General features: G+C 63.3%; 21 protein-coding genes and 1 tRNA gene. 16 read left to right on the top strand and 6 right to left on the bottom strand.

What is annotated here, in order from left to right; translation table 11 throughout:
* Positions 1-144: 144 nt before the first annotated feature.
* The 3 genes from MKI88_RS14145 to MKI88_RS14135 form a co-directional block, all read right to left on the bottom strand.
* The gene (locus MKI88_RS14145; RefSeq protein ID WP_241632038.1) at positions 145-786 is read right to left on the bottom strand and encodes a hypothetical protein; all 642 of its coding nucleotides are present in this window, start codon (positions 784-786) and stop codon (positions 145-147) included.
* A gap of 140 nt (positions 787-926) precedes the next feature.
* On the bottom strand, positions 927-2111 hold the full coding sequence (locus MKI88_RS14140) for a phage integrase central domain-containing protein (protein WP_241632037.1): 1185 nt from the start codon (positions 2109-2111) through the stop codon (positions 927-929).
* Positions 2112-2253: 142 nt separating this feature from the next.
* A tRNA-Ser gene (locus MKI88_RS14135) sits at positions 2254-2343 on the bottom strand.
* 156 nt (positions 2344-2499) lie between these two features.
* On the opposite strand from MKI88_RS14135, the gene MKI88_RS14130 reads away from it, so the two are divergent.
* The 9 genes from MKI88_RS14130 to MKI88_RS14090 all read left to right on the top strand — a co-directional run bounded on the left by MKI88_RS14130 (position 2500) and on the right by MKI88_RS14090 (position 10997).
* Entirely contained in the window at positions 2500-3543 is a 1044-nt protein-coding gene (locus MKI88_RS14130; RefSeq protein ID WP_241632036.1) for a lytic transglycosylase domain-containing protein, read from the top strand.
* Positions 3544-3676: 133 nt separating this feature from the next.
* Complete coding sequence (locus tag MKI88_RS14125; RefSeq protein ID WP_241632035.1) at positions 3677-4282, top strand: SPOR domain-containing protein; 606 nt, start codon at positions 3677-3679, stop codon at positions 4280-4282.
* Positions 4283-4311: 29 nt separating this feature from the next.
* On the top strand, positions 4312-5472 hold the full coding sequence (locus MKI88_RS14120) for a D-alanyl-D-alanine carboxypeptidase family protein (RefSeq protein WP_241632034.1): 1161 nt from the start codon (positions 4312-4314) through the stop codon (positions 5470-5472).
* Positions 5473-5640: 168 nt separating this feature from the next.
* Positions 5641-6306 (top strand): dTMP kinase, encoded by a 666-nt coding sequence (tmk, locus tag MKI88_RS14115; protein ID WP_241632033.1) that lies wholly within the window; start codon positions 5641-5643, stop codon positions 6304-6306.
* Positions 6303-7292 (top strand): DNA polymerase III subunit delta', encoded by a 990-nt coding sequence (locus MKI88_RS14110; protein WP_241632032.1) that lies wholly within the window; start codon positions 6303-6305, stop codon positions 7290-7292. Before tmk ends, MKI88_RS14110 begins: the two co-directional genes overlap by 4 nt.
* A gap of 5 nt (positions 7293-7297) precedes the next feature.
* The gene (metG, locus tag MKI88_RS14105; RefSeq protein WP_241632031.1) at positions 7298-8860 is read left to right on the top strand and encodes a methionine--tRNA ligase; all 1563 of its coding nucleotides are present in this window, start codon (positions 7298-7300) and stop codon (positions 8858-8860) included.
* 3 nt (positions 8861-8863) lie between these two features.
* Positions 8864-9640, top strand: a complete 777-nt coding sequence (locus MKI88_RS14100) for a TatD family hydrolase (RefSeq protein WP_241632030.1) — start codon at positions 8864-8866, stop codon at positions 9638-9640.
* Positions 9637-10404, top strand: a complete 768-nt coding sequence (locus tag MKI88_RS14095; protein WP_241632029.1) for an MBL fold metallo-hydrolase — start codon at positions 9637-9639, stop codon at positions 10402-10404. The genes MKI88_RS14100 and MKI88_RS14095 overlap by 4 nt, the downstream gene beginning before the upstream one ends.
* A complete protein-coding gene (locus MKI88_RS14090; protein ID WP_241632028.1) occupies positions 10401-10997 on the top strand; it encodes a TIGR02281 family clan AA aspartic protease in 597 nt (198 codons plus the stop codon). The genes MKI88_RS14095 and MKI88_RS14090 overlap by 4 nt, the downstream gene beginning before the upstream one ends.
* A gap of 20 nt (positions 10998-11017) precedes the next feature.
* Here the strand turns inward: MKI88_RS14090 and MKI88_RS14085 are convergent, their stop codons facing one another.
* On the bottom strand, positions 11018-11863 hold the full coding sequence (locus MKI88_RS14085; RefSeq protein WP_241632027.1) for an SDR family NAD(P)-dependent oxidoreductase: 846 nt from the start codon (positions 11861-11863) through the stop codon (positions 11018-11020).
* A gap of 303 nt (positions 11864-12166) precedes the next feature.
* Here MKI88_RS14085 and MKI88_RS14080 point away from each other — a divergent pair, with 303 nt between their 5' ends.
* The 6 genes from MKI88_RS14080 (at position 12167) to MKI88_RS14055 (ending at position 20994) form a co-directional block, all read left to right on the top strand.
* Entirely contained in the window at positions 12167-13996 is a 1830-nt protein-coding gene (locus tag MKI88_RS14080) for an NAD(P)/FAD-dependent oxidoreductase (protein ID WP_241632026.1), read from the top strand.
* Positions 13997-14148: 152 nt separating this feature from the next.
* Positions 14149-15564 carry an SRPBCC family protein gene (locus tag MKI88_RS14075; RefSeq protein ID WP_241632025.1) on the top strand — a complete coding sequence of 472 codons (1416 nt, stop codon included), beginning with the start codon at positions 14149-14151 and terminating at the stop codon, positions 15562-15564.
* A 62-nt stretch (positions 15565-15626) separates the two neighbouring features.
* Complete coding sequence (locus MKI88_RS14070) at positions 15627-17414, top strand: thiamine pyrophosphate-binding protein (RefSeq protein ID WP_241632024.1); 1788 nt, start codon at positions 15627-15629, stop codon at positions 17412-17414.
* Between the two features lie 87 nt (positions 17415-17501).
* Entirely contained in the window at positions 17502-18935 is a 1434-nt protein-coding gene (locus tag MKI88_RS14065) for an aldehyde dehydrogenase family protein (RefSeq protein WP_241632023.1), read from the top strand.
* A 3-nt stretch (positions 18936-18938) separates the two neighbouring features.
* Positions 18939-20537, top strand: coding sequence for an SMP-30/gluconolactonase/LRE family protein (locus tag MKI88_RS14060; protein ID WP_241632022.1), 1599 nt, complete (start codon positions 18939-18941; stop codon positions 20535-20537).
* 43 nt (positions 20538-20580) lie between these two features.
* Complete coding sequence (locus tag MKI88_RS14055) at positions 20581-20994, top strand: EthD domain-containing protein (RefSeq protein ID WP_241632021.1); 414 nt, start codon at positions 20581-20583, stop codon at positions 20992-20994.
* A 799-nt stretch (positions 20995-21793) separates the two neighbouring features.
* Here MKI88_RS14055 and MKI88_RS14050 read toward each other — a convergent pair.
* Complete coding sequence (locus MKI88_RS14050) at positions 21794-22282, bottom strand: nitroreductase/quinone reductase family protein (protein ID WP_241632020.1); 489 nt, start codon at positions 22280-22282, stop codon at positions 21794-21796.
* 42 nt (positions 22283-22324) lie between these two features.
* Entirely contained in the window at positions 22325-23149 is an 825-nt protein-coding gene (locus MKI88_RS14045) for an IclR family transcriptional regulator (RefSeq protein ID WP_241632019.1), read from the bottom strand.
* Positions 23150-23307: 158 nt separating this feature from the next.
* On the opposite strand from MKI88_RS14045, the gene MKI88_RS14040 reads away from it, so the two are divergent.
* On the top strand, positions 23308-24714 hold a 1407-nt coding region (locus MKI88_RS14040), incomplete at its 3' end, for an acyl-CoA synthetase (RefSeq protein WP_241632018.1).

The raw sequence follows: 24714 nt of genomic DNA, 5'->3' as shown, positions 1-24714 counted from the left end.
CGTACTCCGCACGGCTGGCGAGACAGGGCGGAATGCCCAAGCGTCGCAGCGTGTGGACAGGGACAATATGCACATTAGCAGCCGGCAACAGACCATTTAATTCGGCCCATTTCCGACATGTCGAAATTATCGCGAATTTCGACACTACTTCGTCGGCGGGGCCTTTCGCGTCATTGAACCGAGTATTCCTAGTCGAATAGGCTTGCTCACATTGGGAAAGGACAGCGCATTCCGTGCCCCTTCCTCGATTTGTTTCATGGTGATGGAGTCATCGGGTTCGCCATGCTTCCGCGTGTATGAGGCAAGCGTGCCGTTCGCGCGGTCTATAACCAAGGTCCAAATTTCATGGTCGCTTTCGGTTGCGACCGCTTCGAGCGCTCGAAGGTGTTGCTTGTAGGGGTACTCGTCGCGAGCGAGCGCTTCCGCGATGGCAAAGACATAGAATTTCCGTTTTTGTGCAAGCTTCTTCTGGATGCGGGTCATTGTTCCGGCGTAGCTATGACCTGGCCGCTCATTCGCAAACTGTTGCGCGATGGCATAGTTTGAACGCTCGGCAAACGGGTCACGCCCCTCCAGCCAGGCCCGCGCGTCTTGCTCCAGAAAGGGGCGCAGCTCCCGAATGTCCTTTTCTTCAGGCCTACCCCTTTTCTTCTTGGCCTGTTTCTTGACCGCATCGCGGACGGCATCAATGCCGTAACGGACAATCAGGCGGCGCACGTCATCCTCGACAGTCGGCCCGACAAACTCCATTTTCATGTCGTCGGGGATGGTTGGCAGTTTCGTCATGCCGCAAATGCCCCGCGCTCCCCGCGCTCAATTTCGTACGCTGCCAAGGCTAGCAATTGCACGTCACCCGTCATTGTTGGTCCTTTCAACGTTGAGAACAATTGGGCGCGGTTGAGGGAAAATCTCAGCCGCGCCTGATGTTAACCTTTGTTAGCTGTTGCCAGCCGAACGACCTTGCCCCGCCCTCCGTCACAGTAATCGGACCAAGCGTTCATCATGCCGCGCCGCTTTTCGAGTAGATTCCCGCGCCGATATGCCGCCTCGGTCTTGTTTTCGATGGCGTGGGCAAGTGCCGGCTCCGCAATCGCGCCGGGGAAATTGGTCTGCTCCGAAACCCAATCGCGGAACGTGGAGCGGAAGCCGTGCGCCGTGCAGCTTTCGCCCATGTCGCGCAGAACCTTCATGAGCGTCATGTCGGACATGGGCTTATCGGGCTTCGCGCCCTCAAAGATGAATTTCGCCCGCACGGTGTTAAGCGCCGCCGCCCGCTCGAATACCCGCTTGGCGGCTGGCGACAGGGGAACGACATGCGGCTTGCCCGCCTTCATGCGCTCGGGTGGCACGGTCCACAGGCCCGCCTCCAAATCTACCTCCGCCCATGTCGCGCCGCGAATCTCGCCTGAGCGCGCCGCCGTCAGAATTGCCGCCTCCAGCGCCAGCCGCCCCCATGTCTCTCTTTCGTGCAACCGGACAATGAATGCGGGAAGCTCGGAATAGGGAAGGGCCGCATGATGCCCGCCCTTACTAGTCACCTTGGGGAGCGCACGATTGATGACCGCCATAGGCAGGGCAGCGTCCCGATAGCCCTTGCCCACGGCCCAATCGACAATCGCACCGATGCGCTGGCGGACGCGCCGCGCCGTCTCATTCTTCTCCAGCCAGATTGCCGCCAGCAAATCGCGCACGGCTGGACCGTCAACCGCGTTCACCGGCAAATCGCCAACGGTGGGGAATGCATAGGTTTCGAGCGTGGAAAGCCATTGCGCGCCATGCTTGGAATTGCGCCAAGCCTTCTTGTGCTCGGCGTGAACGAGCGCGGCGGCTTGCCGGAATGTGGGGATGCCTTCGGCCTTCTTGCGCTCGGCAACGGGGTCAAGTCCCGCCTCGATTTGCGTCCGTGCCGATTCGGCCAATTGGCGGGCGCGAGCCAGCGAAACCTTCTTGGCGCTGCCTAAGCCTATGTCTCGGCGCTTGCCCGCCTTCTGAGCGCGTACAACCCAGGATGCCGCGCCCGACTTGTTGACCACGAGGAATAGCCCGTCGCCGTCGCCATATCGTCCCGGCTTTTTCGCCGCCTTGATTGCGGTTGCTGTCAGCTTGCCCATGTCTGCCTATCCCACATTATTTCCCACACTGTATCCGGGCTTGTGGGGAATAACAAGGAATATGGGGAAACGATGAAAGGCCAAAATGCCTTAGATTCTCTAGGGTAATTCGGCCCGTCGGGAATGGCTGGAAACGAATTGCTGGCGGACAGGGTGGGATTCGAACCCACGGTGAGCTTGCACCCACGGCGGTTTTCAAGACCGCTGCCTTAAACCACTCGGCCACCTGTCCGCTCTCGCGCGGCCATATCGTCGAGATGCGCCGAGGGGAAGGGGGAAGGCGTCTGAACGAGATTGTAACGCAAGCGATCTATTGTGTCGCTGGCGCGACGAAAGGGGATTCCCGTGACGCTCCGGCTATGGCATCGATAGGGGCTAGGGGAAGACGATGCGTTATTTTCTGTTTTCTGCCGCTCTTCTGGTGTCCGCCGCGGTGCCCCAGAGCAGCAATCTCGTGGTGACACCCGCGCTTGCGCAGAGCGAGGATGGTTTCCAGTCGTTCCTGTCCGGGCTTCGCGGGCAGGCCGAACGCCAGGGAATCAGCCGCCGGACGCTCGACGGCGTGTTGCCGACGCTAACATTTAATCCACGCGTGATCGAACTGGATCGCGCGCAGCCGGGCGGTGCGGCCAACAGCCCCATACCCGCCTTCGCTCCCTACAAGGCGCGGCACGTCGATGCGGCGCGGATCAATCGCGGACGCGCCAAATATCAGCAGTTGCGCGGCAATCTGTCGCGAATCGAGCGCGAAACGGGCGTGCCCGAGGCGATCATGGTCGCGATCTACGGGCACGAGACCAATTACGGCAGCTATACCGGCGACTTCGACCTGCTGCGCGCGCTCGCGAGTCTCGCTTATGAGGGGCGCCGTCGCGAGCTGTTCACGTCCGAATTCCTCTCGGCGCTGAAAATGATCGATCAGGGCGTGCCGCGCAGTCGGCTCGTCGGTAGCTGGGCGGGGGCGACGGGTTATCCGCAATTCCTGCCCTCGATCTATCTGCGCCTTGCAAAGGACGGCGATGGCGACGGGCGCAAGGACATCTGGACGAGCGAATCCGACGCGCTCGCCTCGATCGCCAATTATTTCGTCAATGCGGGATGGCGACCAAATGTGCCGTGGGGCGTCGCCGCAAGCGTGCCGTCAACGCTGGATCGCAGCGCTATCCGTTCGAAGCTGGTTTCGCCGCGCTGCGCGCGGGTGCACGACCGCCACAGCCAATGGAAGACGATCGCCGAATGGAAGGCGTTGGGTGTGCGGCCGACGGGCTATCCGGTGCCGCGTGACAGCGAGCTCGCTTCGTTGCTCGAGCCCGATGGCCCCGGACAGACCGCGTATCTGCTGACGGGCAATTACCGCGTGATCCTCGACTATAACTGCTCCAATTTCTACGCCTTGTCGGTGGGGCTGCTCGCGGATGAAGTGGCGCGCTGACGCCGCAATCGCTGCATTCCTGCCGGCTTTGCTGGCCGGGTGCGGTCCTTCCGCGGACGCACCAGTCCCGGCGGCCGAGCTAACGCAGACGCCCCGGACAGCCACATTCGTTCCGACCGGCGCGGCACCGCGATTGCTCGGGAAGATCGTGCCCCATTATGAGGCGACGGGTTCTGCCAGCTGGTATGGAGACGAGCTGCGCGGCAGGCGCACGGCGAGCGGCGAGCCATTCGATCCCGACGCGATCACTGCCGCACACCGCAGTCTGCCTCTGCTCAGCCACATCGAAGTGACAGCGCTCGATACCGGGCGCTCGATCATCGCCCGCGTGAACGATCGCGGTCCGTTTTCAAATGACCGGCTGGTCGACCTGTCGCACGGCGCTGCGCGTCTGTTGGGGATTTCGGGCGATGGTCATGCACGCGTGCGGATACGCCGCGTTGACGCCGTCGCAGCGTCGAGCCCGAACGCTGCGGAAAACCGGTATGGGGCGCGCAAGCCGGAGACGCTGCCTCTCCGGGAGGGCGTGCCGCGCTATGTGCAGGTGGCGGCCTTTGCCAGCCTTGGGCGTGCCCGCGCGATGGCCGACCGGCTCGGCGCTCATGTCGATCCCGCGGGTGCGGTGTACCGTGTCCGTTTCGGGCCGTTCACGACCGACGGCGCGGCCAAACAGGCGTTGCGCGAGGCTGGTGCGAAAGGCTATCCCGATTCAGCGATTCTGCCGGATTTCGTGCCATGATCTCGACGACACTCCATCGAAAGGTTCCGATGAAACCCCTGATCCTTCCTTCATTGTTCGCGCTCGCGCTTGCAGTCCCCGTCAGCGCGGCCGCACCGCCCTATGAGACGCCCGCGCCGATCGCCTATATGGAAGATCTGTCTTCGGGTGCGGTCCTCTATTCGAAGGGCGCCGACCAGCGCATCCCGCCAGCCTCTATGGCGAAGATGATGACGGTCTATGTCGCTTTTGACATGATCAAGCGCGGCGAACTGAAGCTTGACCAGAAGTTCATGGTGCGCCCCGAGACATGGCGTCAATGGCACGGCCCCGCCGCGGGCTCGACGATGTTCCTCGAAACCGGCGAGCAGGTCAGCGTCAAGGATCTGCTCCATGGCATCGTGACGCTGTCGGGCAACGACGCGTGCGTCGTTCTGGCCGAGGGCATCGCCGGCACCGAGGCGTCGTTTGTGCAGCGCATGAACGACGCGGCAAAGAAGCTCGGCCTCACCAACAGCCATTTCGGCAACAGCAATGGCTGGCCGGACGAGGGGGTGACCTATGTGTCTGCACGCGACCTCGCAAAGCTGGCCAAGGCGACGATCGAGGAATTCCCCGATCTCTACAAGGCGTTCTACAGCCAGGCCGATTACACGCGGACGCTGAGCGACGGAAAGACGATCACCCAGGCCAATCGCGATCCGCTGCTCGGACGGGTGTCGGGCGCGGACGGGCTCAAGACCGGCCATACCGAAGAAGCCGGCTACGGGTTCACCGGTTCGGCGATCCAGAATGGCCGCCGCATCGTCATGGTCGTATCGGGGCTCACCAGCTTCAACGGCCGTATCGAGGAATCGGTGCGCTTCATGGATTGGGGCTTCAAGGCCTGGACCTCCAAGCCCGTCGTTTCGAAAGGCAAGCGCGTGCAGACCGCCGAGGTCCAGCTCGGCGAAGAGAGCGAGGTCGGCCTGATCGCGCCGCGCGACATTGCGGTGACGCTGCCGGGCGGGGCTGCTGCCAATATGAAGGTCTCGGTTGTGTATAACGGGCCGATCAAGGCGCCGATCCGCAAGGGGCAGCACATTGCCGATCTCGTCGTCACAACGCCCGACACCCCGCCCCAGACGATGCCGCTGGTGGCAGAGGCCGATGTCGGCGAGGCCGGCTTCTTTGGCCGCGCATGGGCGGGGCTGATGTCGATCTTCGCCTGAAGGATCCTGCGGGATCGATGCTGCGGCAGTATCGATCCCGCAAACGGGTTCCGGGACCCACAAACCCTGCAAATCGCTCCTTTCTCAAGGACGATCAGTGCCGCCTTGTTGTCCAGGGCAAAAACCGGATAGTAGGCGCGATGCGGCATTTCACGAGAATCCCGACCCATGGTTGACGGCGCGCAAGACCGTGGGCGCTTCATCGTCGTCGAAGGGGGCGACGGATCGGGCAAAGGCGGGGTGATCGAGGCCTTGTCGGCACGGCTTGGCGCTCTGGGCCATGATCTGCTTGTCACGCGCGAGCCCGGCGGGACCGACGAAGGGCTCAAGCTCCGCGAACTGCTGCTCTCGGCCGACGGGGCCGTCTGGGATCAGGGCGCCGAACTGCTCCTGATGACGGCTGCGCGCATCCAGCATGTAAAGCGCGTCATCCGGCCCGCATTGCGCGCAGGGCGCACGATATTGTGCGACCGATTCGTCGGATCGACACTGGCCTATCAAGGCGCGGGGCGCGGCATCTCGGAGCAACTGATCCGCGGGCTTCACCGCGATCTGGTCGAGGATCTCTGGCCCGACATCACCGTTCTGCTCGACGTGGATCCACGCGTCGGGCTCGCGCGCAGTCGCGCGCGGCTCGGAGAGACCGGGCTCGATGAGGGGCGTTTCGAGGATCTCGATATCGGCTTTCACGATCGTGTTCGCGCGGGCTTTCTCGATCAGGCGCGACACGATGCCGCGCGGACTCTGGTCATCGACGCGGCGCGCGCACCCGATGCCGTGCGGGCCGACGCGGTCGCGCAGGTGATGGCGCGGCTGGAGGCATTGGCGGCATGACGTCACTTGTCGGACATGACACGCAGATCGCTGCATTTTGCGAGGCGATGGCGAGCGGCAAGCTGCACCACGCCTGGCTGCTGACCGGGCCGCAGGGGATCGGCAAGGCCCGCTTCGCCGACATGGCCGCGCTGCGCCTGCTGGCCGAAGCAGCGGGGCCACCGCCGGGCGGCGAGGGGCTGTACGTGAGCGCCGAGCATCCCACCGCCAGGCTGGTGACGGCGGGAAGCCATCCCGATTTCAAGCGGCTCGAGCGTCTGGCCAAGGACGGCACGGGCGAGTTGGCGCGCAACATTCCGATCGCGCAGGTGCGCACGCTGCAGGGCATGTTTGCGACGACGCCATCGATGTCTTCGCGCCGCGTCGTGGTGATCGACGCGATCGACGATCTCGAACGGGCGGCGGCCAATGCGCTGCTCAAGAATCTGGAAGAGCCACCGGCGGAGACCGTGTTCCTGCTGGTCAGCCACGCCCCGGGCCGATTGCTTCCCACCATCCGGTCGCGCTGCCGGCTGTTGCGTTTTTCAGCGCTCGGCAGCGACGCAATGGCGCGGGTGTTGCGAAACGAGCTCCCCGAATCCGATGAGGCGGAGATTGCGGCACTGGTGCGCGCGGGCGAGGGATCGCCCGGCCGCGCGCTGGGCTTTGCCGGGCTCGACATTGCAGGGCTCGACGAGGCGATGGACTATCTGGCGGCAAGTGGCGATCCCGGCAATGCCACGCGGGTCGCACTGGCCAAAAGCCTTTCTCTCAAGGCGGCGCAGATGCGCTATGAGGCGTTTCTCCAGCGCGCACCCGCCTTTATCGCGCGTGCGGCCGAACGGCGGCAGGGGCAGGCGCTCGCCGACGCCATCGCGCTATGGGAACAATGCCGCGCGCTGACGTCGAGCGCGGTCGGCACCTCGCTTGACGTGCAGAGCGTGGTTTTCCAGATCGGCACGCTGATCGCCGGACTTGCCCCGAGGCGTTCTGACGTTAAAGGCTGAGCGCCATGACGCAGCAGCCTTTCTACATCACCACGGCCATTTCCTACCCCAATGGCCGCCCGCATATCGGCCACGCCTATGAAGCGATCGCGACCGACGCGATCGCGCGCTTCCAGCGGATGATGGGACGCGACGTTTTCTTCATGACGGGCACCGACGTCCACGGTCTGAAGATGGCGCAGACCGCGCGCGACCGCGATGTTACGCCGGGCGCGCTGGCCAATGAAATGTCATCCTATTTCAAGGAAATGGATGATGTTCTCAACATTTCCTACGATCGCTTCATCCAGACGAGCGAGCCCGATCATCATGCGGCAAGCCAGGCCATCTGGAAGGCGCTCGAGGCCAATGGCGACCTTTATCTCGACCGCTATGAAGGCTGGTACTCGGTCCGTGACGAGGCCTTTTACGACGAGAAGGAACTCGTCGAGGGGGATGGCGGTGAAAAGCTCTCGCCGCAGGGCACGCCCGTCACCTGGACCGCCGAGGAGAGCTGGTTCTTTCGTCTGTCGAAATATCAGGAGCCGCTGCTGAAGCATTATGCGGCGAACCCCGATTTCATCCGCCCCGAAAGCCGCCGCAACGAGGTGCTGCGCTTCGTCGAGGGCGGATTGTCGGACCTGTCGGTTTCGCGCACCAGCTTCGACTGGGGCGTGAAGGTGCCCGACAGCGAAGGCCATGTCATGTATGTCTGGCTCGACGCGCTGACCAACTACCTGACCGGCGTCGGCTATCCGGGGGATACGGCCGAGTTCCGCAAATACTGGCCCGCCGACTATCATATCATCGGCAAGGACATTGTCCGCTTTCACGCGGTCTATTGGCCGGCCTTCCTGATGTCGGCGAACATCGCGCTGCCAAAGCAGGTCTTCGGCCACGGATTCCTGCTCAACCGCGGCGAGAAGATGTCGAAATCACTCGGCAATGTCGTCGATCCGACCGAATATGCCGACCGTTTCGGCGTCGACCAGCTTCGTTATTTCCTGCTGAGCGAGGTCACTTTCGGAAATGACGGCAGCTATAGCGAGGAAGCGATCGTTACGCGCTGCAATGCCGATCTCGCCAACAGTTTCGGCAATCTCGCGCAACGTACGCTGAGCTTCATCGCGAAGAATTGCGAAGGAAAGCTCGCAGCCGACGGTTTCGAGCCGACCCAAGACGATCTCGATCTCTACCATTTGGTCCACCGGGCATGCGCCGAGTTCGAGCGCCATATGGGGCAGCTCGAGATCTCGGCGGCGATCGAAAGCTGGATGCGCGCGGTGTTCGCCTGCAACCAGTATATCGACGCGCAGGCGCCGTGGACGCTGCGCAAGACCGATCCCGCGCGCATGGTCGCCGTGCTGGCGGTGCTTTACGAAGCGATCGGCAACGTCGCCATCGCGATCCAGCCGATCATCCCGGCCGCGACCGCAAAGCTGCTCGACCAGATGGGCGTGCCCGACGATGCGCGCACCTATGCGGTGATCCGCGAGCGCGCATGGTATCGAGCACTCGCCGCCTCGGGCTTCACTTTGGCGCCGCCGAGCCCCATCTTCCCGAGGCTTGAACTGCCCGCCGGGGAATGAACGATGTTCGTCGATAGCCACTGTCATCTGAACTATAAGGGGCTGGTCGAGGACCAAGCGGCGGTACTAGACCGCGCGCGCGCGGCGGGCGTGGGCATGATGCTCAACATCTCGACGCGCGAGCGCGAATGGGACGACATCATCGCGACCGCCGAGCGCGAGGACGATGTCTGGGCGACGGTAGGCATCCATCCGCATGAGGCCGACACGCATCCCGATATCGACACCAGCAAGCTCGTCGCGCGCGCGGCGCATCCGAAGGTGATCGGGATCGGCGAGACCGGACTCGATTATTATTACGACCATTCGGACCGCGCGCAGCAGCAGAAGAGCTTTCGTGCGCATATTGCCGCGTCGCGCGAGACCGGATTGCCGCTCATCGTTCATACGCGCGATGCCGAAGCCGATACCGCCGCGATCCTGCGCGACGAGATGGGCAAGGGAGCCTATCCGGGCGTCATCCACTGTTTCACAGCGAGCGGAGAATTCGCTGACATCGCATTGGAACTCGGCCTTTATATCTCGATATCGGGTATCGTGACCTTCAGGAATGCGAAGGATCTGCAGGCAACGGCGGCGCGTCTTCCCGCTGATCGCCTGCTGATCGAGACCGACTCGCCCTTCCTTGCGCCGGTGCCGCATCGTGGCAAGCCATGTGAGCCAGGTTATGTCGCCGATACCGCGCGCTTCCTCGCTGGGCTGCGCGGCGAGAGCGTCGAGGCGCTTGCCGAACAGACCACGCGCAATTTCCACGCACTCTTTTCCAAGGCGACTGCGTGAAGCTTCGCATACTGGGCTGCGGCACATCCTCGGGCGTGCCGCGGATCGGGAATGACTGGGGCGACTGTGATCCGGCCAATCCGAAGAACCGCCGGCGCCGCGCGTCGATCCTCGTCGAAAGTGCGACGACGCGGATCCTTGTCGATACCTCGCCCGATCTGCGCGAGCAGCTGCTGGATGCGCGGGTGGCAGATGTCGACGCGGTGATCTGGACGCACGACCATGCCGATCATTGCCACGGCATCGACGATCTGAGGCAGCTCTTCCACGCCCGTGGACGCCCGGTGAACGGCTATGCGCGGTCCGACACGCTGGCATCGCTGCGCACGCGCTTCGCCTATGCCTTTGACGGCAAGGACGGTTATCCGCCCACCGTGACGGGGCATGGGCTCCAAAGCGACTGGCGGCTGGGCGATATTCGCGTCCGCGTCACCGACCAGCCACATGGCAGCGTCACCTCGGCGGGGCTGCGCTTTGACGGGCCGAATGGCTCAATAGGATATTCCACAGATTTCAATGTCCTGACAGATGATATGGCAAAACTGTTTGAGGGCGTTGACCTTTGGGTGGTCGACGCGCTGCGCCATAAGCCACACCCAACGCATCCGCATCTGGCACAGACGCTCGAATGGATCGCGGCACTGGCCCCCGACCGCGCGGTGCTGACCCATATGGATCAGTCGATGGATTATGCGACATTGTGCGGGGCATTGCCCGAGGGCGTGATGGCCGGGTGGGACGGGCTGGAACTGGAGACAGGATGACCGACGATCAGAACATGAATCTTATCTGGGGCATCGGTGCGCTGGTTCTGGTCGGGAGCTCACTGCTGGCGCGGCGGCTGCCGCTGAAGAGCACGCTAAAGATGGTGCTGGGCTGGGTCGCGATCTTCGCCGCACTCTTCGTGCTGTTCGCATTCCGCCACCAGCTCGGCGTGGCATGGAGCGAGATAAGGCTTTCAGCGCTTGGTCAGCATGCCGAGGCGCTGGGGGCTCCGCTCAAGATTGCCATGGCCCAGGACGGACATTTCTGGGCCAATGGCGCGATCAACGGACGACCGGTACGCTTTCTGATCGACAGCGGCGCGACGATTACCGCCCTGTCGCGCGCCACGGCTGAATCCGCGGGGGTCGATATCGACGACGGCGGCTTCCCGGTCGTTGTCGAAACCGCGAACGGGACGGTCGAGGCGCGCCGTGGGCGTATCGGCGTGCTTGAGATCGGATCGATCGTCCGGAAGGACATCGGCGCGACGGTGTCGCCGGAGCTCGGTGAAATGAACCTGCTTGGCATGAATTTTCTGTCGACGCTCAAAAGCTGGCGCGTCGAGGGCACCACGCTGGTTCTGGAGCCCTGACGCGCCACGTCGTTTACGGGTTAGCGCTGGATGGCCGCCCGGAAATCCTCGTTCTTGAGAAAAAGCGAGGTGTTGTCCGCCCCGAGATGCGTCCATTTGAGATTGAGGCCACCGTCCACGAGGATGGTCTGCCCGGTGATGTAGCTGGAAAGGTCGGATAGCAGAAAGGCGATGGCGCCGGCCTGTTCCTCGGGCTGTGCGCGCCGTCCCATCGCGACCGCGGCGCGGTCACGCGCCTCGTCCTCGTCGATATAGGCACCAGATCCCGGCGTGATCGTCGTGCCCGGCGCCACCGTGTTTACCCGGATATTGTCGAGCGCCAGTTCAGCCGCGAGCGTACGGGTCGCGGCCACGATCGCGGCCTTCGCGGTGCCATAGGCGATATGATAGGGCGCGGTGTTCATGCCGCTGATCGAGGAGACGCCGACGATCGAACCGGGCAGCCCGCGCGAGCGGAGTTCGCGCGCGACGGCCTGGCTCATGAAGAACATTGTCTCCAGATTCTGCGCGAACAGCGCACGCCAGTCGGCGCGTGTCACGCGTTCGGCGCGCATCCAGGTTTCGGGTGCTGCACCGCCCGCGACATTGGCAAGGCCGTAAAGCGTTCCCTTCGCGGCAAGCGCTGCCTCCATCACGGCGGTGACACCGTCGTCGGTCGATACGTCGGCCTGGACCGGGACGATCGAGAGGCCCTGCGCGACCAAAGGCGCGATATTGGCATCGAGCTTTTCCTGCGACCGGCCCGCGGCGATCACGGTCGCGCCCGACTGCGCCAGCATGCGCGTGACCGCCGTGCCGATGCCGCCGCCGCCGGCGCCGGTGACGATGACCGTCCGTCCGTCGAAATTGATCAGTTGCTGCGTCATCGGCATCCTCGATTCTGTGACTTCGGCATGCTCTGCCAGCCGGGAAAGCAACCGTTCAAGCGCATGCGGCTGATCTTGTCCAAATCGCCGGGGGATTCATCGCTCCAGCGAATACAGCACGCCTTGCGGAACCACGATCGTCTGGTTGAACGGCAAGCTTGTTATTGAATTTGCGTGGAAAAGACATGGATCGGAGGTCCGCGCGCGCCCGCTGTCGGGGTCGCCTCCGGCCTCTTCGGGAGTTGTAAATGAACAGGGTTGTTGATTATGAAAGGGGCAAATAAGGAGATTGCTGGAGTGGACATGACCTGCAAGCCGACGCGGACCCCCGCGCCCGACGAGTTCGATATTCCGTCTCTGCGGGAAAAATATCGGCAGGAGCGCGACAAGCGACTTCGGTCCGACCGGCAGGATCAGTATGTGCCGTCGACCGCCGACGTGACGCACAGCTACGACGTCGACCCGTATATGCCCGTGGTCGCGCGCGACCCGATTTCGGAAGATCTCGACGTTGTCGTGCTGGGCGCGGGCTTCGCGGGGATTCTTGCTTCCTATCACCTGACCAAAGCGGGGGTGACCAACTTCCGCAATATCGATCATGCGGGCGACTTTGGCGGCGTGTGGTACTGGAACCGTTATCCGGGCATCCAGTGCGACAATGACGCCTATTGCTATCTGCCGCTGCTCGAAGAGACGGGTTTCATGCCGTCCAAGAAGTTCGCCGATGGCGCGGAAATCTATGAATATTGCAAGCTCATCGCGCGCAAGTTCGACTTTGCCGACAAGGCGGTGTTCCACACGCTGATCACCTCGTTGCGCTGGGACGAGGAAATTGGCCGCTGGCGCGTCGGGACGAGCCGCGGTGACGAGTTCCGCGCGCGCTTCATCATCATGGGCTGTGGCGTGCTCAACATGCCCAAGCTGCCGGGCATTCCGGGCATCGAGCAGTTCAAGGGGAAGCTGTTCCATTCGGCGCGCTGGGACTATGAATATACGGGTGGCACCTATCAGAACCCGGTGCTCGACAAGCTGGCCGACAAGCGCGTTGCGATCATCGGGACGGGCGCGACCGCGATCCAGGCGGTTCCGTATCTCGCGCGATATGCCAAGCAGCTTTACGTCATCCAGCGCACGCCCTCGACCGTGGACGAGCGGCCCAATCCGCCAACCGATCCCGATTGGGCGAAGTCGCTCGAGCCGGGCTGGCAGGACGAGCGCAAGGCCAATTTCCACCGCGCCGCGATGGAATTCTTCGCGCCGGGCGAGGAAGACCAGATTTGCGACATCTGGACCGAGATCACGCGCAACCTTGCCGCGGAACTGGCGGCTGAGGGGTGGCCCCAGCTTGCGCCCGAGGAGTTCATGGCGCGGCGCGAAGTCGTCGACTACCGCGTGATGGAGCGCCTGCGCGCGCGCGTCGAGAACATGGTCGAGGACAAGGAAACTGCGGAATCGCTGAAGCCCTGGTACCGCTTCCTGTGCAAGCGACCGCTATCGAGCAACGAGTTTTACGGCGTCTTCAACCAGCCCAATGTGAAGCTGATCGACGTTTCGGAGACCAAGGGCCTCGAGCGGTTAACCGACAAGGGCTTCGTCGCGAATGGCGTCGAGTACGAGATCGACTGCCTGATCTGCGCCAGCGGCTTCGAAGTGACCAGCGAACTCAAGCGTCGCTGGGGCATCGACGTCGTCGAGGGCAGGGGCGGCGAGTCGATCTACGATCATTGGGCCAACGGCCCCGAGACACTGCACGGCACGATGACGCACGGTTTCCCCAACCAGTTCTTCATCGGCTATATACAGGGCGGACTGAACGCCAGCGTGACCGAGCAGTTCGGGCGCCAAGGCTATCACAGCGCGCATATCATCAGCGAGGCGCTGAAGCGCGGGCTGAAGGCCGTCGAGCCGACCAAGGAGGCGCAGGACGCCTATGTCCGGCATTTCCATGAAGTGGAGATCGACATGTCCCAGTTCCAGCGCGAATGCACGCCGAGCTATTTCACCAACGAAGGCCAGGTGAAGGCGCCCTGGGCGCTGTTCCGAAGCTATGGGCCCGGCTGGGGCGCGTTCCAGAAACTGCTCGAGGACTGGCGCGCCAGCGGCGATCTGGAAGGGCTCGAGCTCAGATCCTGATCGCCCGGGGGATACCGGGCCCAGGGGGGGTGTCTTTCGTTTTGGCAGGGTGTTTACTTGCGCTACGAGGATCAAAAATCTGTCCAGGTGGGAAGTCGGAGCGTGCCGATGCATGCCATTGTCCGCTCGGAATCGCGTTGGAGGAGGATTCCATGAAAAAGCCGGAGCTGACTGCCACGGGCATCACCGCCGAAGACATGGATGCGGAGAAGCTGGTCACCTATCCGACCGAGGCTTTCCTTTCGCGCGACTATGCGCTGGCCGAGAAGAAGCTGCTCTGGCCGAAGATCTGGCAGATGGTCGAGCGCGAGAGCGATCTGCCCGATCCCGGTGACTGGATGACGTACAACGTCGCCGACGAGTCAATCATCGTGCTGCGCAAGGACGACGGGACGCTCAAGGCGTTTCACAATGTCTGCCCGCATCGCGGCCGGCAGCTGGTCAGTACGCCCGACATGCTGCCGGGCAAGGTCCATGACGTGCGCGGCAACAACCGCAAGAAATTCGTCTGCGGCTTTCACGGCTGGACCTTCGATCAGGACGGCAACAACGTCTACATCCTCGACCAGCAGGACTGGCATGGCGGCCTGACGCCCGAGATGACCTGTCTGTCCGAGGTGAATGTCGATACCTGGGGCGGCTACATCTACATCAACATGGACCCGGATTGCGTGTCCCTGAAGGAATGGATGGGCCGCGCCGGCGAGATCCTCGATCACTTCCAGCTCGACAAGATGCGCTACAAATGGCGCCAATGGGCGATCTATCCGTGCAACTGGAAGACTGCGATCGAGGCGTTTCTCGAGCCCTATCATGTCGCGGGCACGCACACCCAGTTGCTCGCCTATGGCAATTATTACGCGCTTTCGAAGCAATATGGCCTGCACTCGGTCAGCAGCTACGACACACGTGACGCCAAGTTCCAGATGAGCGAGAGCGCGGGCACGACGCGCGCGGGCAAGGGCGAGGATCCGCGCGTCTCGACCTATGAGTTGATCCGCGAGAATTATGAGACGATCAACTACTCGGCCTCCACCGAGACGCTGGTAAATGCGGCGAGCCGGCTGAAGGACGAACTCCCCGAGACCGCGACCGCGCAGGAATGCATCGCGCACTGGCTCGCCTCGGCGAAGAAGGACGATGCGGCGCGTGGCGTGATCTGGCCTGAAATTCCGCCCGAGATCATGGCTGAGGCAGGGCTCGCCTGGGGGCTGTGGCCCAACCAGAATATCCTGCATGGCGTGACCTTCGCGCTTTGCTACCGTGTGCGGCCGTACGGCGACGACCCCAATAAATGCGTGTTCGAGAGCTATGCGCTCGAACGCTTCCCCGAGGGCGAAGAGCCGGAGACGGAGTGGGTCTATGCCGACCCGACCGCGGCGAACTGGGGTTCTATCCTCGAGCAGGATTTCTCCAACATGGAGTTCGTGCAGAAGGGCATGAAATCGAGCGGATTCCGCGGGCCTTTGCCCAATCCGCATCAGGAGCAGAAGGTCATCAACCTGCACCGCAATCTCGCGGCCTTCATGGGCCGGGGTGCGCCACAATTGCTGCCCGATCAGGATTGATCGGGCCTTCCACTTTCGCATCGAGAGCCCCGCGTGCGGGGACGCAATATTAGAGGTAGAAGATGAGCTACGACGATCCCAAGCCTGCAACGGCAACATCAGACCTCAAGCTGAAGGCCGGCGGCACGCCCGTCTACAAGCGCATCCTCGACCTGTTCGAGGCCGAGGGAATCAAGACTTTGTTCGGCATTCCCGATCCGAACTTCGTCCATCTCTGCCTTGAAGCCGAAGCGCGCGGCTGGACCGTGGTCTCGCCGCACCATGAGGCGGCGGCCGGTTTCATGGCCGAAGCCGCGTCGCGCATCACCGGCAAGCCCGCCCTGTGCTTCGGCACGCTCGGGCCGGGCCTCGCGAACATGATGCCCGCGATCCAGTGCTGCAAGGTCGAGAATTCGCCGGTCATCTTCCTCGGCGGCCAGCGCGCGCGTGTAACCGAGCGCCGCGTCCGCCGCGGCCGCATCCAGTTCGTCCGCCAGGAGCCGATGATCGAGGATTCGGTCAAATATTCGGGCGCGATCGAATATGCCGACCAGACCGACGAGGTGATCCGCGAGGCGATCCGCGTCGCGATGTCGGGCACGCCGGGGCCGACCTACGTCGAATATCCCAGCCACATCATCCTCGAAGAGCTCGACGTGCCGGAAGTGCTTCCGCCGCACCGCTATCGCCTGACCAACCAGGGCGCTGATGGCGACCGCATCGCCGAGGCGGCGAAGCTGATCCTCGAAGCCAAGAACCCGATCCTGCTGGTCGGTCACGCGGTGCACACCACCAAGTCGGGCGCGGCGGTGAAGGAACTGGCGGAGTTGATGAACTGTCCGGTCATCCAGACCTCGGGCGGCACCAGCTACATCAAGGGCATCGAGGACCGCACTTTCCAGTACGTCTTCTCCGACGCCTCGATCGAAGCGGTGGAAGCATCGGATCTCGTCGTCGCGCTGGCCACCGAACTCGGCGAACCCGTGCATTTCGGCCGCTGGCGTCATTGGCATGCCGGTGAAGCCAATCGCAAATGGATCTATGTGCAGCAGGATCCCACCGCGATCGGCGTCAACCGTCCGATCGACGTGCCGCTGGTCGGCGACGTCCGCGCCGTCGTGCCGCAGCTCAGCCGCGCGCTGGGCAAGGGCCGTGCGGCCGGTCCGGATCTCGCCAAGTTCATGAAGGACGGCCAGGCCGAACTCGACAGTCTCGCTGCGGAAACGTTGACCAAGAGCGACGGCACCGGCGATGTGCCGATCCATACCTCGCGCTTCATCGTCGAGGCGACCAAGGCCTTCCCCAAGGACGGTATCATGATCCGCGACGGCGGCGCATCGGTGATCTTCGGCTGGACCTATAACCAGTGCAAGCCGAACGACGTGATCTGGAACCAGAATTACGGGCATATCGGCACGGGCCTGCCCTATGCCACAGGCGCGATGCTCGCCGATATCGCGGAGACGGGCGTAACGCGACCGGGGATGCTGGTGACGTCGGACTCGTCCTTCCTGTTCCATATCGGCGAGCTCGAGGTCGCGGTGCGCCGCAATCTGCCGCTCGTCTGCGTGGTGGCGGTCGATTTCCAGTGGGGTCTCGAAGTGGGTGTGTACAAGCGCACCTTCGGCCTTGGCACCGCCGAGACCGGCACCCACTGGAGCAACAAGGTGCGCTTCGACAAGATCGCCGAAGGGCTGGGCGCCTATGGCCAGTATGTGACGGCCGCGGACGAGATCGGCCCGGCCATTGCCCGCGCATTCGCGCATGGTGGCCCGGCGGTCATCCATGTGCCGATCGACCCCAAGGCCAATTCGGAAGAAATGCCGAAATACGACAAATTCCGTACCTGGTACGCCGAAGGTACGCAGTAAGAGACCAACCCGCGCCGCGCTCTGTCAGAGTGCGGCGCGGCCGATTCCAGACAGAGGCGCCAAGCCCGTTGATCGCCAGGAGATGATATGCGCGACTATCTGAAGTTCTATATCGATGGCGAATGGGTCGATCCGGTCGAGCTCAAGACCGCGGATGTCATCAACCCCGCGACCGAGGAAGTCGCAGGACGCATCGCGCTCGGATCGGTCGCAGACGTCGACAAGGCGGTCGCCGCGGCGCGCAAGGCCTTTGCGAGCTGGTCGCAGACCACGCGCGAGCAGCGCCTCGATCTCCTTGGAGCGATCCAGGCCGAATATCAGAAGCGCCAGGCCGAGCTTGGCGATGCGATCATGGAAGAAATGGGCGCACCCTCGTCGCTTGCGCATGGCTTTCACGTCGGTCTTGGCGCGGGCCACCTTCAGACCGCGATCGAGGTGCTGAGGGACTTCAGGTTCGACGAGCAGCACGGCGCAACGGTGATCGCGAAGGAACCGATCGGTGTCTGCGCGCTCATCACGCCGTGGAACTGGCCGATGAACCAGACCTGCGTGAAGATCTTCCCGGCGCTCGCAACGGGCAACACGATGATCCTGAAGCCGCCGCAGCTTGCGCCCTTCTCCGCGCAGATCCTGGCGGAAATCCTGCACGCGGCCGGCGTGCCCGCGGGCGTGTTCAACATGGTTCAGGGCAGCGGCAGCGTCATCGGCACCGCGCTCTCGACGCATGAGGATGTCGACATGGTCTCGTTCACGGGTTCGGAGCCGGTCGGTGTACAGATCCAGAAGGACGCGGCCACCACCATCAAGCGCGTCGGCCTCGAACTGGGCGGCAAGAGCCCCTTCATCGTGCTCGACGACGATACACTCGCCGCGAATGTCGCGGGCGCGACGGCGGGCATGATGGGCAATTCGGGGCAGACCTGCAGCGCCGGTTCGCGGCTTCTGGTGCCCGCTGCACGCATGGATGAGGCCATTGAAGCCGCCAGGGCGGCGGCAGAGGGCGTCACCGTGGGCGATCCCAGGGGCAATGTCGCGATGGGCCCGGTCGTCTCCAAGAGCCAGTTCAACATCATCCAGGACTATATCCAGAAGGGTCTGGACGAGGGCGCGACGTTGGTCGCCGGCGGCACTGGTCGCCCCGATGGGCTGGACAAGGGCTGGTTCGTCAAACCGACCGTCTTCGCGGGTACCAATGATATGGTCATCGCGCGCGAGGAGATCTTCGGGCCGGTGCTTGTCATCATCGGCTATGATGATGTCGACCACGCCATCGAGATCGCGAACGACACCGAGTTCGGTCTCGCGGGCTATGTCAACGGCAGCGATCTCGAACAATGCCGCGCGGTGGCGCGCCGCATGCGCACGGGCTGGATCAGCATCAATGGCGGCTTCGACTTCCACGCGCCTTTCGGCGGCTACAAGCGCAGCGGCAATGGCCGCGAATGGGGCGAGCATGGCTTCCTCGAGTATCTGGAGACCAAGTCGCTGCTCGGCTACGCGCCCGCACAGGCGGCCGAATAAGGCATGGCGTCGCAGGCAAGCCGTTACGCGGCATCGGGTTCGGCAATCGCTGCCGAAGGATGGACGGTCGAACGGCTGACGCCGCCCAGCCGCCTTTACGGCGCCAACGGGCTCGCGACCGGGGCCGACGGGCGCGTCTATGTCGCGCAAGTGGGTGGCAGTCAGGTCAGCGCGATCGACGTCGACAGCGGCGCGATCGAGACGATCAGCGCGATGGGGGGCGAGATCGTCGCGCCCGACGATCTCGTCTTCGACGAGGCCGGCAACCTGTACCTCACCGAAATCACCGAGGGCCGCGTCTGCATGCGGACGCCTGACGGAAACGTGCGCGTCGTGCAGGGCGACATGCCCGTCGCCAATCCGATCACCTGGCATCAAGGGCGGCTGATCGCGGGGGAATGCCGCGTCGGCGCGCGGATCATGGAGATCAGCCTCGATGGCGGCGCGCCACGCGTCATCGTCGACAATGTGCCGATGGCAAACGCCTTTCAGGTCGGGCCCGACGGCAAGCTCTATTTCCCGGTGATGGGCACCAACGAGATCTGGCGCGTGGACCTCGACGGCGGCGCGCCCGAAGTCGTTGCGGGCGATCTGGGCGTGCCGGATTCGGTGAAGTTCGACAGCAAGGGGCGGATCGTCACCACGCAGGTGGCGAGCGGTCAGGTGCTGCGGCTCGATCTCGTCAGCGGCACGCGCGAGGTGCTGGCTGATCTGGGGCCGGGTCTCGACAACGTCACCTTCATCGGTGATCGCATCTTCGTCTCGAGCATTCCGGGCGAGATCACCGAGATCCTCAGTCCCGGCAAGGTGCGCTCCATCGTGCCACGATCGCTGCAATGGCCGCTGGGGCTGGCGGTGGGCGCGGATGGCGCGATCTTCGTCGCCGACGGAACCTTCGGTTACACGCTGCGGCCGGGCGGCAGCCTCGATCTGGCTGGGATGATCTTCTATCCCGGCTGTCCCGGCTATATGCGCGGCGTCGCGCCCGGCACGACTGCGGGTGAATGGGTCGTGACGACGGGCCTCGGCGGCGTCGCGCGCTATCGACCCGCCGCGGGCGAAAGCGAGTTCCTCGCCAATGGCCATGATCAGTTGATGGGCGTCGCGGTCGCGCAGGGTGGTGCGGTGGTTTTCGCCGAATATGGCACGGGGCGTGTGCTGTCGGCGGAGGGCGGTGAGGTAAGCGAACTGGCGAGTGGCATGGACAAGCCGATGGGCGTCGCGATTGACGCGGGCGGCGCGGTCTATGTCGCCGAAGCGGGCGCGGGTCGGATCGTGAAGCTCGCGGGCGGCAAGGCCGAGACGGTCGTCGACGGGCTGGGACGGCCCGAAGGGCTGGCGGTGCGCGGCGGCAAGCTGTTCGTCGTCGATACCTCCGCTAAGGCGTTGATCACCGTCGATGCCGCGACGGGCGCGCAAAGCGTGGTCGCATCGAACCTGCCCGTTGGCGCGCCCCAGGGCGTGAAGCCAAAGTTCCTCGGCCCGATCGGCGACATGGCGGGGCCGATGATCCCCTTTTCCGACGTGACCGCGGGTGCGGACGGCACGCTTTACGTTTCGGGCGATGCGGAGGGCAGCGTGCTCGCACTGCGCGTGGGCTGAGGATGATGCCGATCGGGTAAAGGTTCAAAGAGGAGGCAATGCGGTGATCAAGCAGGTCGTCTTCCTGAAAAAGCGCGACGACATGTCCATGCAGGAGTTCATGGACTATTATGAAAACCAGCATTCGCAACTCTCCAAGAAGCTCGGTGCCAAGCCCGCGCTGCCCAATGCGCAGCGTTACGTCCGGCGCTACATCACCCCCGAGCCCAATCCGCTCACGGGCGAGGTGATCCATCCGGGCTATGACTGCATCATGGAAATCTGGTGGAACACGCGCGCCGATTTCGAGACCGCGATGAAGGGGCTCGCCGATCCGGCGATGCTGCAGCACCGCCTTGAGGATGAACGAAAGCTGTTCGCATCGAACAGCAATCCCGTGTGCATCGTCGAGGAACATGACTCGCCGGTGGGCCCCGACAACCAGATCCCGAAGGTTATTCCGACGTTCGAAGGATAGCGGAGGTTCCCGCCTCGACCCGGTTTCGGACCTTCGCCGGCCTTCAAAGTTCAGGAAGGTCAGCCCTGCGGGAAAAATCCCCTCAATCAGTGCGCCCGCGCTGATCGGATTTTTCGATCAACGCCTCGCTTGTCATCTGCACGGTTCAAATAGCCGATTGCCGACCGAACCGTGACAGAACGGGGACGTGTAGGACAGCGGCTTATTGACCGCTTTCGACGACAAATCGCGGAGATAAGTTCCTCCCCAGGCTCGCTTGGGGAGGGGATCATGCGAAGCATGGTGGAGGGGCTGGTAGCGGCACGGAGCAGGTCTCCTGCCCCTCCACCGCGCTACGCGCGGTCCCCCTCCCCGAGACAAGCTCGGGGAGGAACTGAAGCGTCCACTCCCGACGACATCTTTGACATTGCCGCCGTCAAAATGGATGCAAAATCCGTACAGTACGGACGCGCCAGCATTGCGGATGTAATCGGAAGGCATAGTATCGGGCCATGGAGACAACCCGAATAGGTTTGGTAATGACGGTATGTGCATTGGCGGGCTGTTCTGAGCAGCCAATGCGTGAGGCGTCTGCTAAGGTCGTGAGCATCTCGCCGCGCGTGTCGCGATGGAACACAGATGAGGTTATCGTTACAGTGAAAACTACAAATGGCCTGATCGGGAAAGAGACCATTCCGTTTTGGGCAGTTGAAGTGTCGCGTCGGTGACGAGATACCGGTGTCAGTTCGCGGTATTTCGCTGCAGTTGAATGGTCGAGCCTGCAAAATCTAACGTCCGGACACCACGACAAACCCGCCGATCAACTGCCGAAGCGCTCTGCGGGCTCGATCGGCGACATGATTACCAGCGGGATCTGGCGATCGGTGGATGCCTGATAGCCTTTGTAGGGCGGGAATACGCCTTCCATGAAGTCCCAGATCTTCTGGCGCTCGGCATTGCCGGGCTCGCGCCATGTCGCGCGGAAGGCCTGGGTCGCGATCTGGAATTCCAGTTCCTTGCTCTCGCGAACGTTGAGATACCAGGCGGGATGGTGGTCGGCGCCGCCCTTGGAGGCGACGATCACGACCTCGCCGCCGATATCGCCGTAGATGAGCGGGGTGATCATCGTCTTGCCGCTCTTGCGGCCGACATATTTGAGCAGCAGCGTGGTCGTGAACCTGTGCCCGCCAATATCGCTGACATCGACGATATGACCTTCGGCACCGCCCGACTCCAGGTACATGCCGAGATGGTCGGTTTTCCAGTCACGCCGCGCTTCGGCGATCATTGAGCTGCTGGCGTCACTCATAGCGGCCTCCTAATCGGGCGTCATAGTCCATAGGAATTCGCGCTATGTCCAGTCCGCCGAGACGTCGCCGCACAGCTGGTTGGACAGCGACCGCGCCGCCGATACGAGGCCTTCCTGCAATTCGGGCAGGCCGCTGCGCTTCAATGCGCTGCCGATGCCGGTGGCGACGAGCGCGTGGCTGGGCTTGCCGCGGGCCTTCCACACCGGAGCCGAGACGACGGTGACGCCCGAGATGTAATTGCCCTGATCGATAGCGAAACCTTGGGTGCGCGCGAGGCTCACCTGCTCCTTCCATTCTTCGAAGGTGGGGGGCTCGTCCCAGCGGAGCGTGCGGAAGCGCGCTTCCAGTTCGGCGTCCGAATAGTCGCCAAAGGCCGCGACGCAGCGCCCCGTCGCGCTGATGAGTGCGGGGAAGCGGCTGCCGATCTGCGTGCTGAGCTGGAAACTCTGTCCCGATTGAGAGATCGCCACCACGATCATGTGGTCGAGCCCCATGGTCTGCACGCCGAGCATGGTCGCGCCGAACGTCTGGGCGAGGCGGTCGAGCAGGGGCTGCGCAAGGTCGTTGAACTGGTTGCGGCGGAGCCATTGCCGCGCGAGCGTCAGTACGCCCGCTTCGAGTGCATAGCGCTTGGTATCGGGATCGAACGAGACGAGTTCCTCGTCGGCAAGTGCTCTCAGCACATAGAGGCAAGTGCTTGGCACAAGGCCCAATTCCCGCGCGATCGACTGAACGCCGAGTGGTGCGGCACTCTTGCCGAGCAGCCGAAGCACAGCGGCCGCGCGCGAAATGGCGGGGGCCTTGCTGCCCTTTACGGCGCTGGCGAGCTCGCGATCGGCGGACGCGGCGCGTTGATGCTGTGTCATGATTGAGTTGCTCGCATCCCTGTGGCGATGGGTATGGTGTTCGATATATTGAATAGCATTCTATATTTACAACAACAAGGTCGTTGTGACATTGCCATGTCTGTTGCCGGCGAGCGCTCGAGTCTGCGTTCAACAGGTAGAACGAAACTGGTGGATCGATGACGAAGCTTACCGAATATACGCGCTATGCAGACGCCCAGGCGCATGCCAATTCGCAGGCGCTGTGGGAGCTGTTCGAGGGCGACAGGGAACACCTCAACATCGCGCACGAGTGCATTACGCGACATGCGGATGGATCAGGCCGAGCGGCGGTGCGCATTGCGCATGCTGATGGTCGCGACGAGATACTCAGCTTCGACGAGATCGCCGCCGGCGCGGCGCGCTTCGCACACTGGCTCGACGCGAATGGCATTCAGCCGGGCGAACGCATCGCGTTCATGCTCGAGCCGTCGCTGCCCTTCTATGTCTGTCTGTTCGGCGCGATGCAGACGGGTGCGATCTCGGTGCCGCTGTTCACGCTGTTCGGTCCCGATGCGCTCCGCCTGCGCGTCGACGACTGCAAGCCGACGATTCTCATCACCAACACTGAAAAGGCCGAACTGGCGCGAACGATCGACGGCCTGCGCGTTGTGGTGGCAGATGACGGGTTGCTCGACGAGATCGCGCAATATCCCGCGAGCTACGAGCCGAAAACCAGGGCGAACGACCTCGCGGTGTTCCAGTACACGTCGGGCACGACGCGCGAGCTGCCCGAGGCGGTCAAGCACACGCACCGCGCGCTGGTGACGCTGATGTTCGCCGCGCTCTATGGCACCGGCATCCGCCCCGGCGACGAATTCTTCTGTCCGTCCTCGCCCGCCTGGGGGCATGGCCTTTGGCACGGGACACTGGCGCCGCTGGGGCTTGGCGTGTCCACGGGCACCTTTGCCGGTCGCTTCGATCCCGTGCGGCTGATGAAGGCGCTGCAGGACTACAAGATCACCAACATGTCGGCCGCGGCGACGCACTACCGGATGATGAAGAACTCCGGAAAGGCGCAGGATTTCGCCTTCTCGATGAAGAAGCTGTCCTATACGGGAGAGCCGATCGACCCGGCCACGCTCGAGTTCATCGACGAAACCTTCCACGTCCCGGCATGCAGCATGTACGGCACCACCGAGATTGGCGTGGTGCTGGTCAACTATCCGGGCGCCGACGACCATCGGGTGAAGCCGGGTTCGCTGGGCAAGGCGGTGCCGGGCCAGCAGCTTCAGGTTCAGGATGCCGAGGGCAATCCGTCCGCGCCGGGCGTGATCGGCGAGCTGATGCTGTGGCGTCGCGACCGCTGGGAGACCACCAAGGACCTCGCGAAGATCGATGAGGACGGCTATTTCTACCACTGCGGCCGTGCCGACGACGTCATCATCTCCGCCGGCTGGACGATGAGCGCGGTCGAGATCGAGAACACGATGCTCAAGCACGCCGACGTCAAGGAGTGCGCGGTCATCGGCGCGCCCGACGCGACACGCGGGCTTGTGGTGAAGGCATTCGTCGTCACCGATCGGAGCCCGAGCGACGCGTTCGTC

Origin of the sequence: Sphingomonas sp. LaA6.9, from assembly GCF_022601895.1 — a bacterium.
In the GTDB taxonomy this organism is placed as follows: domain Bacteria; phylum Pseudomonadota; class Alphaproteobacteria; order Sphingomonadales; family Sphingomonadaceae; genus Sphingobium_A.
The sequence above is the reverse complement of the archived record's forward strand: the minus strand, read 5'-3'. Positions and strand labels throughout refer to the sequence as shown.